At 41.2% G+C, this 15,987-nt stretch carries 12 protein-coding genes and 1 tRNA gene; 12 read left to right on the plus strand and 1 reads right to left on the minus strand.

Annotated elements, in window-relative coordinates; translation table 11 throughout:
• Positions 1 to 145 precede the first annotated feature (145 nt).
• The 7 genes from H8S07_RS02965 (at position 146) to H8S07_RS02995 (ending at position 9,005) form a co-directional block, all read left to right on the plus strand.
• A tRNA-Lys gene (locus H8S07_RS02965) sits at positions 146 to 218 on the plus strand.
• 200 nt (positions 219 to 418) lie between these two features.
• Complete coding sequence (locus tag H8S07_RS02970) at positions 419 to 1,363, plus strand: bile acid:sodium symporter family protein (RefSeq protein WP_117537500.1); 945 nt, start codon at positions 419 to 421, stop codon at positions 1,361 to 1,363.
• Positions 1,364 to 1,454: 91 nt separating this feature from the next.
• Positions 1,455 to 3,305 carry a DUF975 family protein gene (locus H8S07_RS02975; protein ID WP_117537502.1) on the plus strand — a complete coding sequence of 617 codons (1,851 nt, stop codon included), beginning with the start codon at positions 1,455 to 1,457 and terminating at the stop codon, positions 3,303 to 3,305.
• The gene (locus H8S07_RS02980; protein ID WP_117537504.1) at positions 3,302 to 4,492 is read left to right on the plus strand and encodes a metallophosphoesterase; all 1,191 of its coding nucleotides are present in this window, start codon (positions 3,302 to 3,304) and stop codon (positions 4,490 to 4,492) included. Before H8S07_RS02975 ends, H8S07_RS02980 begins: the two co-directional genes overlap by 4 nt.
• A gap of 167 nt (positions 4,493 to 4,659) precedes the next feature.
• Positions 4,660 to 6,849, plus strand: a complete 2,190-nt coding sequence (gene nrdD / locus H8S07_RS02985) for an anaerobic ribonucleoside-triphosphate reductase (RefSeq protein ID WP_021860080.1) — start codon at positions 4,660 to 4,662, stop codon at positions 6,847 to 6,849.
• 203 nt (positions 6,850 to 7,052) lie between these two features.
• On the plus strand, positions 7,053 to 7,820 hold the full coding sequence (locus tag H8S07_RS02990; RefSeq protein ID WP_117537506.1) for a tRNA threonylcarbamoyladenosine dehydratase: 768 nt from the start codon (positions 7,053 to 7,055) through the stop codon (positions 7,818 to 7,820).
• Between the two features lie 33 nt (positions 7,821 to 7,853).
• Positions 7,854 to 9,005: an ATP-binding protein gene (locus H8S07_RS02995; protein WP_117537508.1), complete on the plus strand. Its 1,152-nt coding sequence runs from the start codon at positions 7,854 to 7,856 to the stop codon at positions 9,003 to 9,005.
• Positions 9,006 to 9,084: 79 nt separating this feature from the next.
• On the opposite strand, the gene H8S07_RS03000 is transcribed toward H8S07_RS02995, so the two are convergent.
• The gene (locus H8S07_RS03000) at positions 9,085 to 10,119 is read right to left on the minus strand and encodes a LacI family DNA-binding transcriptional regulator (protein ID WP_186855391.1); all 1,035 of its coding nucleotides are present in this window, start codon (positions 10,117 to 10,119) and stop codon (positions 9,085 to 9,087) included.
• A 251-nt stretch (positions 10,120 to 10,370) separates the two neighbouring features.
• Between H8S07_RS03000 and H8S07_RS03005 the strand changes: the two genes are divergently transcribed.
• Genes H8S07_RS03005 through H8S07_RS03025 form a run of 5 tightly spaced genes read left to right on the plus strand, consistent with a single transcriptional unit; the run spans position 10,371 to position 15,985 of the window.
• A complete protein-coding gene (locus tag H8S07_RS03005; protein ID WP_186855392.1) occupies positions 10,371 to 11,693 on the plus strand; it encodes an ABC transporter substrate-binding protein in 1,323 nt (440 codons plus the stop codon).
• An 11-nt stretch (positions 11,694 to 11,704) separates the two neighbouring features.
• On the plus strand, positions 11,705 to 12,595 hold the full coding sequence (locus H8S07_RS03010; RefSeq protein ID WP_330598498.1) for a carbohydrate ABC transporter permease: 891 nt from the start codon (positions 11,705 to 11,707) through the stop codon (positions 12,593 to 12,595).
• Positions 12,567 to 13,418, plus strand: coding sequence for a carbohydrate ABC transporter permease (locus tag H8S07_RS03015; protein WP_117537512.1), 852 nt, complete (start codon positions 12,567 to 12,569; stop codon positions 13,416 to 13,418). The genes H8S07_RS03010 and H8S07_RS03015 overlap by 29 nt, the downstream gene beginning before the upstream one ends.
• Before the next feature lie 3 nt (positions 13,419 to 13,421).
• Positions 13,422 to 14,519, plus strand: coding sequence for an ABC transporter ATP-binding protein (locus tag H8S07_RS03020; RefSeq protein ID WP_186855394.1), 1,098 nt, complete (start codon positions 13,422 to 13,424; stop codon positions 14,517 to 14,519).
• A gap of 11 nt (positions 14,520 to 14,530) precedes the next feature.
• Positions 14,531 to 15,985 (plus strand): glycoside hydrolase family 32 protein, encoded by a 1,455-nt coding sequence (locus H8S07_RS03025; protein WP_186855395.1) that lies wholly within the window; start codon positions 14,531 to 14,533, stop codon positions 15,983 to 15,985.
• Positions 15,986 to 15,987: the final 2 nt, after the last annotated feature.

Raw genomic sequence — 15,987 nt, forward strand, 5'->3', positions numbered from 1 at the left:
AGAAAAAGAGCTGTTTGGAAATTATGAAAATGATTTCTGGAAAAATATGGAAGAAAAATAAAAAAATATTAAAAAACACTTGATTTTTAGAAAAACATGTCATATAATATTACTTGCGTCACGGAAAACTGATGACGCAGGATATGCGCGATTAGCTCAGTTGGCAGAGCACCTGACTCTTAATCAGGGTGTCCAGGGTTCGAACCCCTGATCGCGCACTATAAGATCGCTGTTTTTGCAGACAACAGAGCTGCAGGGACGGCGATTTTTTGTATAATAGGAAATTTCATTTCCTATTATACAAAAGCCTCCGGCAGGATGCGCACTGCGGCGTACAATGATGATGTCGCAAGCGACCACCGCAGGCGCGCGAATGTGCCAAGGCACATTCGATTTATAGCGACGAGGAGGGAACAACATGGCGGCATTTAACCGTTTTATAGAAAAATGGATGGCACTGGTGACACCAATCTGCCTTCTTTTGGGCGTGTGGTTCCCGGATATTGCAAAACATGGACTCCCATATGTTCCGTTTGTCTTTGCATTTATGACATTTAATGGTGCTTTGAAGTCTAGCTTCAAAGATGTGGCGGGGGTATTTAAGAACCCGTCAATACTTCTTGTGATGCTCGGGCTTATTCATGTTGTAATGCCGGTATTTGCCTGCGGACTTGGACATTTATTTTTCACAGATAATGCAAGGCTGATTGCCGGGATGGTGTTGGAATTTTCAGTGCCGACAGCGGTGTCAGGACTGATGTGGATAACAATCTACAGCGGAAATAGTCCGTTATCGCTGTCTCTGGTGGTGACAGATACGGTGTTGTCGCCGTTTTTAATTCCATTGACATTAAGGATTCTTCTTGGAAAAACAGTACATATGGATACAGTACAGATGATGCAGGAGCTGATCTTCATGGTGGCATTTCCGGCAATTTTTGCTATGTGCCTGAATCAGATCAGCCATAATCGCGCAAAAGAATGTTTGCCGAAAGTGCTCGCACCTTATTCCAAACTGGCGTTGATATTTGTTGTAATATCCAATTCATCCAAAGTGGCACCGTATATTCGCCATATGAACGGACAGCGGGTAGCTGTAGCAGTAACAATTCTCGTACTGGCGGCAAGCGGTTATGCAATCGGACTTCTGGTCGCAAAATTATGGAAGAAGGATCACGAAACATCTATTTCCATGATGTACGGAAACGGAATGCGTAATATCAGCGTGGGAGCCGTGATTGCGGCGGCATATTTCCCGGGAGAAGTGATGTTCCCGGTTATGATCGGAACGTTGTTCCAACAGGTACTGGCTGCATTTTATGGAAAAGCAACGGAGCAGCCGGGTGACAGCAGTAAAAACTAAGATTTCCCTAAGAATATCTTTAGAATTATTTTCTTTACAAGGATGTGTATTCTATTTATAATTTTACCAACAAAAGAAATGAGGAAAAAGGATGCACAAAAGACGAAGAGAGTTTAAGAAGAGAGCCAGATGTGTGTTGAAGACGCATTACTGGCTTTTTGTTATGTTATGCCTTATTGCAGGCATGATCGGAACAGAATTTACCACTTCCGTGAAACTGGGAAAGGACGCAGCAGTGTCTTATGCGGAAGCAGAGAACACGGTCAATCGTCTGACAACGGATAACCTGATCGGAGCGTTCTATGATAATCTGGAAGAATTTAATGAAGGAAAAGAGGCGGAGCAGAGAGCGCGCATTGATGAAAAGAAGAAACGCTATGAAGAAGAATCAAAAAAGAATGAAAATGCGGTTCTTGGACGAAGCAGGGGTGTCTTTTCCGGCATTGTAAATAAAGCCGCTTCCGGTGAATATATTGTTACACTTGCAGTTGCGGTGCGCTCACTGGTCGGCTCGGATAACATAGCTGCCTGGCTGCTGATCGTTGTCAGCCTGGCACTGATCTTTTTCGTGCAGACCTTTATCGTAGATGTGTATCAGATTGTTATGCGAAGGATGCTTTTGGAAGGGCGCTGTTATAAGCGCGTTCCGCTACACAGAGTGTGGTTCCTGATGCGGGTGCGCAAATGGATGCATGCGGGAGTCACGCTTCTGTTAAAACAGGCATTGCACACTGTGTGGGGGCTTACGGTTATCGGGGGCGTTGTCAAATATTATTCTTATTATCTGGTTCCTTATATTGCAGCAGAGAATCCATCAATTAAGGCGGCAGATGCGATCACATTATCAAGGCAGATGATGGACGGGCATAAGTGGGAATGTTTTGTGATGGAATTGTCGTTCTGGGGCTGGAGATTTCTTGGATTTTTTACAATGGGAATTGCCAACATTTTCTATATCAATCCATTTATGGCTGCGACAATGGCAGAATATTATGTGAGTCTGCGAGAGGAGGCAATCGACAGGAAACTTCCGCTGGCAGAACAGTTAAATGATAGATATCTGTATGAGCATCCGGAACAGATGGTGCTGGATGCGGCTTATGAAGACGTTAGAGAAGTGGAGGAAGAACCGCCGGTTGTTATAGAAGGTCTGACTGGAGTTCAGAAGTTTCTTGCAAATACACTGGGAATCACAGTGCTGCATCAGAAAGAGATGGATGCGCTGGAGGAAGAGGCAAACCGAAAATTCCGGGTTGTGCATGATATACGTGCATACAAAGGAATTGTTTATCCGACCAGACTGTATCCGATTTCGGAAGTGAAGAGAAATAATCTGCTGGAAAATATGAACTTTTTGCGTCATTACTCTATCTGGTCTGTGATCATGATGTTTTTTATTATGTCATTTGCAGGCTGGGTGTGGGAAGTGAGTCTACATTTTCTGACCAAAGGATGTTTTGTTAACCGTGGGGTTCTTCACGGTCCGTGGTTGCCGATTTACGGGGCTGGCAGTGTACTGATTTTATTGTTGCTGAACCGTCTGCGCAGAAAACCTGTGGCAGAATTTATTGCAGCGGTAGCCTTGTGTGGATTTATAGAATATTATACATCTTATTTCCTAGAGATTATAACGCATGGCAAGCGATGGTGGGATTATCATGGATATTTTCTGAATCTTAACGGAAGGATCTGTGCAGAAGGGCTTTTGACATTTGGAATCGGAGGCGTTGTAATGGTATATGTACTGGCGCCATTTTTAGACAATCTGATCCGCAGGCTTCCGATGCGACGTCTGATTGCGTTATGTGTGCTGTTGTTAGTATTGTTTGGCGCAGATCAGATGTGGTCGGTACGTCATCCGAATGAGGGGAAAGGAATCAGCAAAATGAGGACGACAGCCGTCCGGACATATGAAAAAGAAGGGAAGGTAGTAAAACAATGATCGCATTATATCTGGCTCCGCTGTATCTGTTATTATGCGGATATATACTCTGGCGCATGCTGCACTGGCTTGCAGCCTGTCACGATGTGACAAAAAATTTTTTTCTCAGGGGACTGCTCGTCACAGTGTACGTTTTTCTGGCGCTAAGCCTGCTTTTTGGATTCCTTGTACCGCCGTCGATGTTACAAAGAGTGCTGAAAGGGATTGGCAATTACTGGCTGGGTGTGTTATTATATATCTTGCTTACAGTTCTTGTAGCAGATCTTATAAGACTCATTCTGAAACATGTGTCATTTCCGAAAAAGGAAAGACTTTTTTCAAGAAAAGGACATGTTATCGTGGGCAGTATATGTCTGGCAGTGATTCTGGCATTCAGTGCCGCCGGGATCTATGGTGCACGTCATATCGTAACGACAGATTATCAGGTAAAGATATCAAAGAAAGCAGGGAATCGGAAGGAACTGAATCTTGTTCTTGTGGCTGATTTCCATCTGGGATACAGCATCGGCAGCAGCCATATGCAGCGGATGGTGGAGAAGATCAATGCGTCAAAACCGGATCTTGTAGTGATCGCGGGAGATATTTTTGACAATGAATATGAGGCATTGGATAATCCGGAGCGCCTGGAGAAGATATTAAGATCGATCAAGAGCAGGTATGGTGTCTATGCATGTTACGGCAACCATGATATACAGGAGAAGATTCTGGCAGGATTTACATTTCCGAGAAAAGGGAAGAAGATGAGCGATCCGCGGATGGATACATTTTTGGAGAAATCAAATATTCATCTGCTTCGGGATGAAGCAGTCGAGATCGACAATGCTTTTTATCTGTTCGGAAGAGCTGATTATGAACGTCCGGGAAGAGGGATCAGGAAGAGAAAGCTTCCGAAAGAACTGGTGAAGGAAATGGATCAGAAGAAACCAATTCTTGTAGTGGATCATGAACCGAGAGAATTAAAAGAACTGGCAGATGCGGGAGTGGATCTGGATCTGTGTGGACATACACATGATGGCCAGATGTTCCCGGGGAACTTGGTTACGGACATGATGTGGGAGAACTCCTATGGCTATCTGAAAAAGGGAAAGATGCATAATATCGTGACTTCCGGGCTTGGCGTATTCGGACCGGATATGAGAGTGGGTACGAAGAGTGAGATCTGCCGGATTAAGATAAAATTCAATTAGAGAGAAAGAGAGAAAGGGAATTGCAAAAAAGTAAAACTTTCTCTTTCTTTTCGCTCTGAATTGGTGTATGATAGTAAAAGACACAACATATTGTGTAATGACAAGTTAAAAATATCTATATTTTGTTATAAAAAAAGAATGCTAAAAAAGGAGAAATCAAGGGGATTATGGGAATTCAAGTGAAAAATCATGTGATCAAACGAAACGGAGAGGAAGTACCGTTCCAGCTTGATAAGATCATAAATGCGATCAAATCTGCAAACAAAGAGGTAGAACGGATCCATCAGTTGAATGAATATCAGATTCTTGCAGTGGCAGATACAATCGGTCAGAAAGTGAACGAATATCGCCATGCCGTGAATGTAGAAGATATTCAGGATATGGTAGAGACCGGCATCATGGAGATGCGTGGATATGAAGTCGCACAGAAGTATGTGCGTTATCGTTATAAGAGAGAGCTTACCAGAAAATCAAATACAACAGATAATGGAATCCTCGCACTGATCGAGCACATGAATGAAGAAGTAAATCAAGAGAATTCCAACAAGAATCCTGTGATCAATTCTACACAGAGAGATTACATGGCAGGAGAAGTCAGCAAAGACTTATCCAGACGTCTGCTCCTTCCGGAAGAGATTGTGCAGGCGCACGAAGCAGGAATCATCCACTTCCATGATTCTGATTATTTTGCACAGAAAGAACATAACTGTGATCTGATCAATTTACAGGATATGTTGCAGAATGGTACAGTGATCAGTGAGACGCTGATCGAGAAGCCGCATAGCTTTTTTACAGCATGTAATGTAACGACCCAGATCGTGGCACAGGTGGCAAGTAACCAGTATGGCGGACAGTCTTTTACACTGGCACATCTGGCACCGTTTGTAGATATCAGCAGACAGAAACTCCGTAAGAATGTTATCGCTGAGAGACAAGAATGTGGCGAGAGCATGGATCCGGAAATCATTGACAAGATTACAGAACGCAGACTCCGCGATGAAGTAAAGAGCGGAATCCAGACGATCCAGTATCAGCTTATCACACTGATGACCTGTAATGGACAGGCGCCGTTTGTAACCGTATTTATGTATCTGGATGAAGTAGAAGACGGACAGTTAAGAGATGACCTTGCTATGATCATTGAAGAAGTGATGAGACAGAGAATGCAGGGCGTTAAGAATGAAAAAGGTGTATGGATCACTCCGGCATTCCCGAAATTGATCTATGTATTGGATGAAGATAATATTACAGAAGGTTCCAAGTACTGGGAATTGACCAAGCTGGCAGCAGAATGTACAGCAAAACGTATGGTACCGGATTATATTTCCGCTAAGATGATGCGTGAGCTGAAGCAGGGAGAAGTTTACCCGTGTATGGGCTGCCGTTCATTTTTGACAGTTGAGGACGAGCAGAGAAATCCGGACGGAAGCCATAAGTTCTATGGACGTTTCAATCAGGGAGTTGTAACGATCAATCTTGTAGATGTGGCATGTTCTTCCAATGGAGATATGGATAAATTCTGGAAGATTCTGGATGAACGTCTGGAGTTGTGCCACCGGGCACTCCGCTGCAGACATGAGCGTCTTCTCGGAACGATTTCCGATGTAGCGCCGATCCTGTGGCAGTATGGTGCACTGGCAAGACTGAAGAAGGGTGAGACGATCGACAGACTGCTTTATAATGGATATTCAACAATCTCTCTCGGATATGCGGGCCTTTATGAGATGTGCATGCGTATGCTTGGCAAATCCCATACAGATCCGGAAGCAAGCCCGTTTGCACTGGAAGTTATGCAGAAACTGAATGATAAGTGCAAAGAATGGAAAGAAGCAGAGCACATCAGCTATTCCGTATACGGGACACCGATGGAATCTACAACTTACAAATTTGCAAAATGTTTACAGAAACGTTTTGGAATCATCAAAGGCGTAACCGATAAGAATTATATTACGAACAGCTATCACGTACATGTAACAGAGAAGATCGATGCATTTAAGAAACTGAAATTCGAATCCGAATTCCAGAAGTTGTCTCCGGGTGGAGCGATCAGCTACATCGAAGTACCGGATATGCAGGACAATATTCCGGCAGTACTCTCCGTTATGCAGTATATTTATGAGAATATCATGTATGCTGAGTTGAATACGAAGAGCGATTACTGTGAATGTTGCGGCTATACCGGTGAGATCCAGATCAAGGAAGACGGAAACGGTAAACTGATCTGGGAGTGTCCGAACTGCGGTAACAGAGATCAGGATAAGTTATGTGTAGCAAGAAGAACCTGTGGATATATCGGAACACAGTTCTGGAATCAGGGAAGAACACAGGAAATCAAAGACCGCGTACTTCACCTGTAAGAAGGAAAGATTGACAAAAAGAACAACTCCATATATAATATAACCTATTGAATTACTGGGAATATGAAGTGACCGGCGGGTGCATGCATGAGAGACATGGAATGCAGCCGCTGGTTTTGCGTAACAAACTTACAAAGCGTGTTCTATTATTGCGATAAAATCTGTGAGACACGTTTCGTACGGCAGAAGGAGAAGATAAGAAGATGCTGACACAATTTTCGAGAACCGAATTATTACTTGGAAAAGAAGCAATGGACAGGCTTGCGAATGCCAGAGTTGCGGTATTTGGAATCGGTGGCGTGGGCGGTTACGTCTGCGAGGCACTGGTGCGAAGCGGCGTAGGTGCATTTGATCTGATCGATGATGATAAAGTATGTCTGACGAACCTGAACCGTCAGATCATTGCGACAAGAAAGACTGTTGGAAAATATAAGACAAAAGTGATGCGTGACCGTATCCTGGAGATCAATCCGAATGCAAAAGTGACGATCCATGACTGCTTCTTCCTGCCGGAAAATGCAGATGATTTCGCATTTGAAGAGTATGATTATATCGTCGATGCTGTAGATACGGTAACGGCAAAGATCGCACTTGTGATGGCGGCAAAGGAGAAAAATGTGCCGATCATCAGCAGTATGGGGGCCGGAAATAAACTGGATGCCAGTATGTTCCGCGTGGCAGACATTTATAAGACGAAAGTATGCCCGCTTGCAAAAGTTATGCGCCGGGAACTGAAAAAACGTGGCGTAAAGAAGCTGAAAGTGGTATATTCAGAAGAGCAGCCAACCAGACCGAAAGAAGATATGGCGACCAGCTGCAGACACAACTGTATCTGCCCGCCGGGAGCAAAGCATAAGTGCACGGAGAGAAGAGATATTCCGGGAAGTGTGGCATTTGTACCTTCGGTGGCAGGACTTATTATTGCCGGTGAAGTGGTAAAAGACCTGGCTGCAGGAGAAACACAGAAATAGATTCGATAAGAAAGCAGAATTGGTGATACAAAGATGAGTATTTCAATAGCGGAATTAAAAAAATTAGAAAAAGACAGTTATGAGCTTCTGGATATCCGCAGTGAGGTAGAGATTTCCCACGGAGCAATTCCCGGAGCAATTGCGGTAAAGCCGGAAGAGATTGAAAAAAAATTAAAAAATAAAGAGCTGGATCCGGAGAAAAAGCAGGTTATCTGCTGTAGCAGAGGAAAAATCAGCGTAGAGATCGCAGAAGAGCTGGAAGAAGAAGGATATAACGCAGAGAGCCTGGAAGGCGGTTATGTAGCCTGGCTGATGGACGTTATGAAAGAGGAGATGGATAAGGATCAGAATAATGAGAAAGCAAAGGAAGTAGAGCAGAGCCTTCGCAAGAAATTCAAGAAAAAAATCTGGTCTAAATTTACAAAAGCGATCAACACGTATGAACTGGTAAAACCGGGAGATAAGATTGCAGTCTGTATTTCCGGTGGAAAAGATTCGATGCTGATGGCGAAATGCTTTCAGGAACTGAAAGTACACAACAAGTTTGATTTTGAAGTAAAGTTTCTTGTAATGGATCCGGGATACAGCCCGGAGAATCGCAAGGTTATTGAAGATAATGCGAAGAAACTGAATATTCCGATCACAATCTTTGAATCCGATATTTTTGAATCGGTATTTAATGTAGAGAAATCACCGTGCTATCTCTGTGCGAGAATGCGCAGAGGACATCTGTATCATTTCGCAAAAGATATGGGATGTAATAAGATCGCACTGGGACATCATTATGATGATGTGATCGAGACGATCCTGATGGGAATGCTTTACAGCGGACAGATCCAGACGATGATGCCAAAACTGCATAGTACAAATTTTGAGGGAATGGAGCTGATTCGTCCACTCTATCTTGTGCGTGAAGATGACATCAAGGCATGGAGAGATTATAACGATTTGCATTTTATTCAGTGTGCATGTAAATTTACAGACACTTGTACAACATGTAACAATGAAGAGAACCAGTCCAAGCGGATCGAGATCAAGAATCTCATCAGCGAATTGAAAAAGACGAACCGGTTCGTCGAGGGCAACATTTTCAAGAGCGTAGAAAATGTCAATTTAAATACCATTGTGGCATATAAGAAAGATGGAGTGAAACATAATTTCTTAGACACTTATGATGAAATATAAAAAACAGAGGGAACAGGAAAGTAAGTACGTGTTCCCTCTGTTTTTATAATGTGCAGTCTTTTTCAGTGAAAAAGAAAAGTTAAGAAGTTGTATCTCTGCGGATCAAAATCGGTGTAATCATTTTGTGGATGATATCAGACTGTGGTTTTGGCTTGCGTTTTTTTTGCTCGTTCATCTGTGATACAAGTAATTCCATTGCTTCATAAGCAATTTTATCAATCTGCTGACCTACAGTGCTGATAGGGATGATTGCTTCAGATGCAATTGGAGAATCATCAAATCCGACAATACGGTATTCGTCAGGGAAATGTCCATATTTGCGCATGAGTAAATTAAGAAAAATATTTGCATGTGTATCATTAGCCATAAAGATTCCTTTTCTTATATTTGGATATTTTCCCTCAATAGAAGAAAAAATATCAGCAATCCGCTGGGTGGTCTCGGCATAAGTATTTCCTAAATCAGAAAGAATGAGTTCATTCGGAATATTATATTGTTCGCATGTGTCACAGAACCCTTTGATTCGGCCATAGGAAGGGATCTGTGTGGGAACATGGGAATTAATGTGAATCAAAATCTCGCAATCGTTTTTGATAAGCAGACTGGTAGCCTGAACAGCACCCATATAGTTATCTGTGTTGATGCTGTTAACATATTGATCCTCACGTTCGATTGTAACAATTGGGATTTGATAGGAAGCCAGTTCCTTGGAAGGAATAGTATGGCTTAATACGATTAATCCCTCAATTTTATAAGCAAGTAATTCCTGGAGATATTTGCGCTCGGTTTCTTCGGATCCTTTTCCGGTTGAAAAGACAAGAAACTTGTATCCAAATTTTTCATAAGTAGATAAAATTTGATTTAACATTTCAGAGTAATAATGCAAAAATAAATTTGGAAGCATAATGCCGACAAATTCACTTTTCCCATTTGCAAGGACTTTTGCAAGTTTATTTTCCTGATAATCCAGATCGATAAGAGCCTGGGCAATGATTTCCTGATTTTTCAGAGTGAGTGAATCTGGATTATTAAAATATCGGGAGATCGTAGTTTTGGAAAAATTCGTATATCTTGCTATATCATCAAAAGTAATTTTTTTCTTTTTTTCACTCATATATAGACACCTTCCTTTATATGCAGGTAATATGATCAACAATTATCAAATCTTCACTTAGTATAGCAGAAGTCCGCATACAATACAATTGTAAAATAACCAGTTAAGTAACCGGTTACATAAATGCGTAGAACAGTATTGACAAACAGGTTTCCCGGATGTATTATTGGATTATAAAGTAACCGGTTACTTTACCGGTTACACAGTGGAGTATAGATTGAATGGAAAGCTGGAAAGGAGACAAAAAAGATATGAAAAAACGCATAATAGCTGCGTTGATGGCCGGAGTGCTGATGATCAGTCTGACCGGATGTCAGAAGAGTACACCGAAGCCAGGAAGTATTGCAGGGTACGATAAAGGAGAACAATACTTGTCCATATGGGTGCATTCTATCGAAGATACGGATGAGGGACGATGCTACAGAGAAGCAGTGAATGCATTTAATAAGGCATATGATGGAAAATATTTTGCGGATATTGAATTTATTCCGAGAAATGATAGCGGTGGTGGCTACTCAGATAAAATCAATGCATCGGTTATGTCTGGAGATCTTCCGGATGTACTTACTGTTGATGGGCCAAATATTGCGGCTTATGCAGAGAACGGAATTATTCAGCCATTGGCAAAAATGACAGAAAAAGAAAAAAGTGTTTATTTGAAATCGATCATTGAGCAGGGAACTTATAACAATAAGTTATATGCATTAGGTGCGATGGAGTCAAGTGTCGGGCTGTATTATAATAAAGAAATTTTAGACGAAGCGGGCATTCAGGTGCCGGATGCAGATCATCCATGGACGCAGTCACAGTTTTTGGAAGTTCTGAAAAAACTGAAACCGATTATGGATAAGAAAAATGGTTATGCATTAGACATGACATTTCCGGTGGGTGAGGCTACCATATATTATTATGCTCCGTTTTTCTGGTCAAACGGCGGAGATCTGACAGACAAAACAGGACTTACCGTAGATGGAATTTTTAATTCTAAACAGAATATAAAAACAGTTTCTTATTTTAAGACATTATTGAAACAGAAATATATGTCGAAAGTTCCGATAGACTCTTTGTTTGAGAGCGGAAGAGCAGCATTTAAAATCGATGGAGCATGGGAAGTAAATACATTGTATACCAGTTATCCGGATGTATCTTTTGGTGTGGCACCGTATGTTGTGGGAGATGAATGGAATGGAGAGCAATATGCACCTACCGGTTCATGGGCATTTGCAGCTTCTTCCAAAACAAAGCATATCAAAGGAGCAACAGAACTTGTAAAATGGATGAGCGGCGTAGAGAGTGGAAAACGTCTGTGGGAAAAATCAAAATCTTTCCCATCTACTTATGAAGCATACGAGTCCATCGATGTGTTTAAAAAAGATAAGAACTATAAAGAATTATATTATCAGTTAAGTAAATACGGTCATCCAAGACCGAAGACACCTGCTTATCCGCAGGTAAGTACATCATTTCAGCAAGTACTGGAAAATTCTGTTCTGAGCGGATACGATGCAAAAGAACAGTTGGATAAATCTGTAGAAAGGATTGACGCAAAGCTGAAGCGTTATAAAATAAAGTAATGAGAAAAAGAATGGAATCCATTATGGGAATGGCTTTTTTCGGGCCGGCATTGATACTGTTAACCTTATTTCTGTTTTTGCCAATGATTCTGACTTTGATATTCAGTTTTACTGATTTCCTGGCATTAAACCCTGGACTGACACATTTTGTAGGACTGGACAATTATTTCCAGATCCTGAAGGATGATGATTTCCGACAGGCATTTGGCAATACATTAAAATTTGTTATAATCATAGTCCCTTTGCAGAGCATTGGTGCATTGGTACTTGCGTTGCTGATCAATAAAGTAGCATATTGCAAAACTTACTTTAAAGTAGCATTTTTTATTCCGGTTGTAATGTCTCTTGCAGTAGTTTCTACACTCTGGGTACAGATTTACAGCCCGGAAGGAATTTTGAATTCGATTCTTGCACATGTAGGAATCCATGCTCAGCCATTTATCAACAGTGCCTCACAGGCACTTCCGTCTATTGCGATCATGAGTGCATGGCAGGGAATGGGTTATCAGATGCTGATCTTCCTTGGAGGTTTGCAGCAGATTAATCCGGCACTTTATGAGGCGGCAGAAATGGATCATGCAAGCAACTGGCAGAAATTTAAAGATATTACATTGCCGGAATTAAAACCACTGTGTATTTTTGTATTCATTACTGTAACAATCGGAGCATTCCGCATGTTAGTACAGCCAATGGTTATGACCGGAGGAGGTCCATCCCATTCTACGTACACAATGGTATACGATATATACGAGACAGGTACTGTGAACTGGGAGATTGGACTGGCTTCCACTATGGCAATTGTATTTGCATTCTTTGTCATGGTTCTTACTGTAATTCAGACAATTGTTACAAAAGATAAGGAGGGAACAAAGTATGTTAACAAAAAAGCAAAAGCATTTTAACATCATTCTTGCAGTCGTGATGATTGCGATGTCTTTGTTTTTCCTGTTCCCGGTTATATGGATGCTGGCCAATTCATTTAAGACAGATGCAGCTATCACGAGTGATATGAACTCTCTGGCAGCATTTGTGCCGCCGGCATTAAGCGGTAAATTTTTAGACAATTACATTACAATTCTGACCAATACGAATTTTATTCGCTATATGCTGAATACACTATTTTACGCAGCGGTGCTGATTCTTTTGGGAATTATTGTTAACGGTCTGGCAGGTTATGCACTGGCAAAGATCAATTTCCCATTTAAAGAGAGATGGCTTCTGATCATTATGCTTCTGATGATCGTGCCTATGGAAACAATTATTACAATTCATTTTTTATTTATCGCAAAATTAGGATTACTGAACAATGTGATTGGATATGTTCTTCCGATGATCGTCAATCCATTTAACATCTTCTTGTTCCGGCAGGTGTTTGTAAGTTTGCCGGATGATGTGTATGAGGCGGCACAGCTGGATTTCTGCAGTCCGGTAAAATACTTTTTTACAATGGTGTTGCCTATGTCAAAGAGTGTAGTGGCAACGGTTAGCGTATTTACATTTTTAAATGTATGGAATGATTACTTATGGCCGTCACTGGTATTTACTTCCAGTGATCTTCTGACAGCACAGATCGGCTTGAATGCGATCACTTCAAACGATAATACAACGATGGGACAGACATTAGCCGTTATTACGTTAGTTACAATTCCGGTAATTATTATTTATGCATTATTCTCAAAACAGATTGTAGAAGGTGTAGTATCTACCGGTTCGAAGGAGGGTTAAGCGATGAGCTTTATTGAATTAAAAAATGTATGTAAACAGTATGCAAATACGAATAAAAAAGCAGTTACGGATTTCAATTTGAAAATTAATGAAAATGAATTTATTGCATTTGTAGGACCATCCGGATGTGGAAAATCAACGACACTTCGTATGATTGCCGGATTTGAGGAAATTACAAGTGGTGAATTATATATTGACGGGAAAAAGATGAATGAGGTTGCGCCGAGAGACAGAGGAATCTCAATGGTATTTCAGAATTATGCATTGTATCCGCACATGACAGTGGAGAAAAACATAGGATATGGTTTGAAAAATATGAAGGTACCTGCAGAAGAGATCAAGAAGAAAGTAGACTGGGCAATTGATATTCTGGGTCTGGAAGAATACAGAAAGCGCAAACCGAAAAATCTTTCCGGTGGTCAGAGACAGAGAGTAGCACTTGGACGTGCGATCGTAAAAGATCAGAAAGTATTTCTGATGGATGAACCTCTTTCAAACCTGGATGCAAAACTGAGAGTCAGTATGCGAAATGAGATCAGCAAACTTCATCGAAATCTGGGAAGTACAACGATTTATGTAACACATGACCAGGTAGAAGCAATGACAATGGCTGACCGCATTGTCATCATGAAAGACGGAGTAGTACAGCAGGTTGGAGAACCGATGGAGCTTTATGAACATCCGGTAAATAAGTTTGTAGCCGGATTTATCGGCTCTCCACAGATGAATTTCTTTGAAGTAAAAGTGGAGGATAGACAGATTGTATTCTCTGACGGAAACCGTATGCAGATCCCAGAAGAAATGGCAAAAAAATTAAGCCCGTATAAAAAGAAAGTTATTCTCGGAATCCGTGGGGAAGATATCAAATTTGATCCACAGAATCTGGATGTATTCAAAGACAATAAAATGTGTGCAGTTGTGGATAACATAGAGATTATGGGAAATGAAAACAATCTGTATTTTAATTTTGGAGGCAATACAGCTATTGCAAGAGTATCCAAATACGAAGTGTGTCATGTCGGAGACAAAGTAGAATTTGTTTTTGTTCCCCACAGAATGCATTTCTTTGATTGTAAGACAGAAGAAGTAATTCCAGTATAGAAGGAGAAAGTATGAATAAATTAAGTAAAGCAAATGAATATGTGGCGAAAAATCACATAGCGAAGGAAGAATTACCGGTATTTCATGTAACTCCGCCATGCGGGTGGATGAATGACCCAAACGGATTTTCAGCTTTTCAGGGGAAAGCACATTTGTTCTACCAGTTTCATCCATATAGTGATGCGTGGGGACCGATGCATTGGGGACATTGTGAAACGGAAGATTTTATGAAATGGACAGAACTTCCGGTAGCGCTTGCACCGGATCAGAGTTATGATGCGGCAGGATGTTTTTCCGGCTCGGGAATTGAGACAGAGCAGGGACATTTACTCGTCTATACCGGAGTAATTGAAAAAGAAGAAAACGGTGAAAAGATATGCCGTCAGAATCAGTGCATTGCATTGGGAGATGGAAAAACTTATGTAAAAACAGAAGGAAATCCGGTAGTAACCGGAGAAATGCTGCCGCAAACTTTCAGCAGAGAGCATTTCAGAGATCCAAAAATCGGCAAACAGGAAGACGGATATTACATGGTAGTCGGAAATAAGACGGAAGATGGAGTTCCACAGGTTGTAATGTTTTCTTCTGAAGATTTAAAAGAGTGGAAATATGTTTCCGTATTGGCCAGTGATGAAGAAGGAAAATATGGTTCCATGTGGGAGTGTCCGGATTTCTTCTTATTGGATGGAGAATATGTGCTGATTACTTCACCACAGGATATTTCCGCCGGCCCAGAATTACATAACGGAAATAATTCCGTTTATTACCTTGGAAAATATGAAAAGAAGACACACAAATTTCATTATGAACAGGTGTATTCTCTGGATGATGGACTGGATTTTTATGCACCGCAGACGATGCAAACTCCGGACGGAAGAAGAATCATGATCGGCTGGATGAAATCCTGGGATTCTGATGTACGCCCTGCAGGACAGAAATGGAATGGCATGATGACTTTGCCGCGAGAACTGCGTATGGAGCAGGGAAGACTGATGCAATGTCCGGTACGTGAAATCGAAAAATATTATAAAAATTCAGTTTCTTACGAAAGAGAGAATATTCAGGGAATCCGTAAATTGGAAAATATTTCAGGACGTGTGCTGGATATGACTGTTGAAATTACAGATGGAGATTATCGTGAATTTACCGTTGATTTTGCACAGGATGCACAGCATAAAGTAAGCTTTAGTTACTATAAGAATAAGAAAATGTTTGAAATCGACCGTACATATTCCGGCATGGTACGTGATGTATTGTCAAATAGAAAAGTCAGAGTTAAGTCTTCAGATGCAAAAATGAAGATGCGATTTATTCTGGATAAATATTCTGCTGAAATTTTTATTAATGATGGAGCGCAGGTATTTAGTACAACCTTTTATACACCAATGAATGCAGATGGAATCCAGTTTGTATGTGATGGCTCTGCGGTGGTTAATATTCATAAACACGATATTGAAGTGAAATAACT

The sequence above is a fragment of the Dorea hominis genome, assembly GCF_014287705.1.
Classification (GTDB): Bacteria; Bacillota; Clostridia; order Lachnospirales; family Lachnospiraceae; genus Dorea_D; species Dorea_D hominis.

Bases quoted from the DNA above. Each gene is read 5' to 3' on its own strand.
- H8S07_RS02970 (WP_117537500.1), top strand. From the start codon at position 419: ATGGCGGCATTTAACCGTTTTATAGAAAAATGGATGGCACTGGTGACA.
- H8S07_RS02975 (WP_117537502.1), top strand. From the start codon at position 1,455: ATGCACAAAAGACGAAGAGAGTTTAAGAAGAGAGCCAGATGTGTGTTG.
- H8S07_RS02980 (WP_117537504.1), top strand. From the start codon at position 3,302: ATGATCGCATTATATCTGGCTCCGCTGTATCTGTTATTATGCGGATAT.
- nrdD (WP_021860080.1), top strand. From the start codon at position 4,660: ATGGGAATTCAAGTGAAAAATCATGTGATCAAACGAAACGGAGAGGAA.
- H8S07_RS02990 (WP_117537506.1), top strand. From the start codon at position 7,053: ATGCTGACACAATTTTCGAGAACCGAATTATTACTTGGAAAAGAAGCA.
- H8S07_RS02995 (WP_117537508.1), top strand. From the start codon at position 7,854: ATGAGTATTTCAATAGCGGAATTAAAAAAATTAGAAAAAGACAGTTAT.
- H8S07_RS03000 (WP_186855391.1), bottom strand. From the start codon at position 10,119: ATGAGTGAAAAAAAGAAAAAAATTACTTTTGATGATATAGCAAGATAT.
- H8S07_RS03005 (WP_186855392.1), top strand. From the start codon at position 10,371: ATGAAAAAACGCATAATAGCTGCGTTGATGGCCGGAGTGCTGATGATC.
- H8S07_RS03010 (WP_330598498.1), top strand. From the start codon at position 11,705: ATGGAATCCATTATGGGAATGGCTTTTTTCGGGCCGGCATTGATACTG.
- H8S07_RS03015 (WP_117537512.1), top strand. From the start codon at position 12,567: ATGTTAACAAAAAAGCAAAAGCATTTTAACATCATTCTTGCAGTCGTG.
- H8S07_RS03020 (WP_186855394.1), top strand. From the start codon at position 13,422: ATGAGCTTTATTGAATTAAAAAATGTATGTAAACAGTATGCAAATACG.
- H8S07_RS03025 (WP_186855395.1), top strand. From the start codon at position 14,531: ATGAATAAATTAAGTAAAGCAAATGAATATGTGGCGAAAAATCACATA.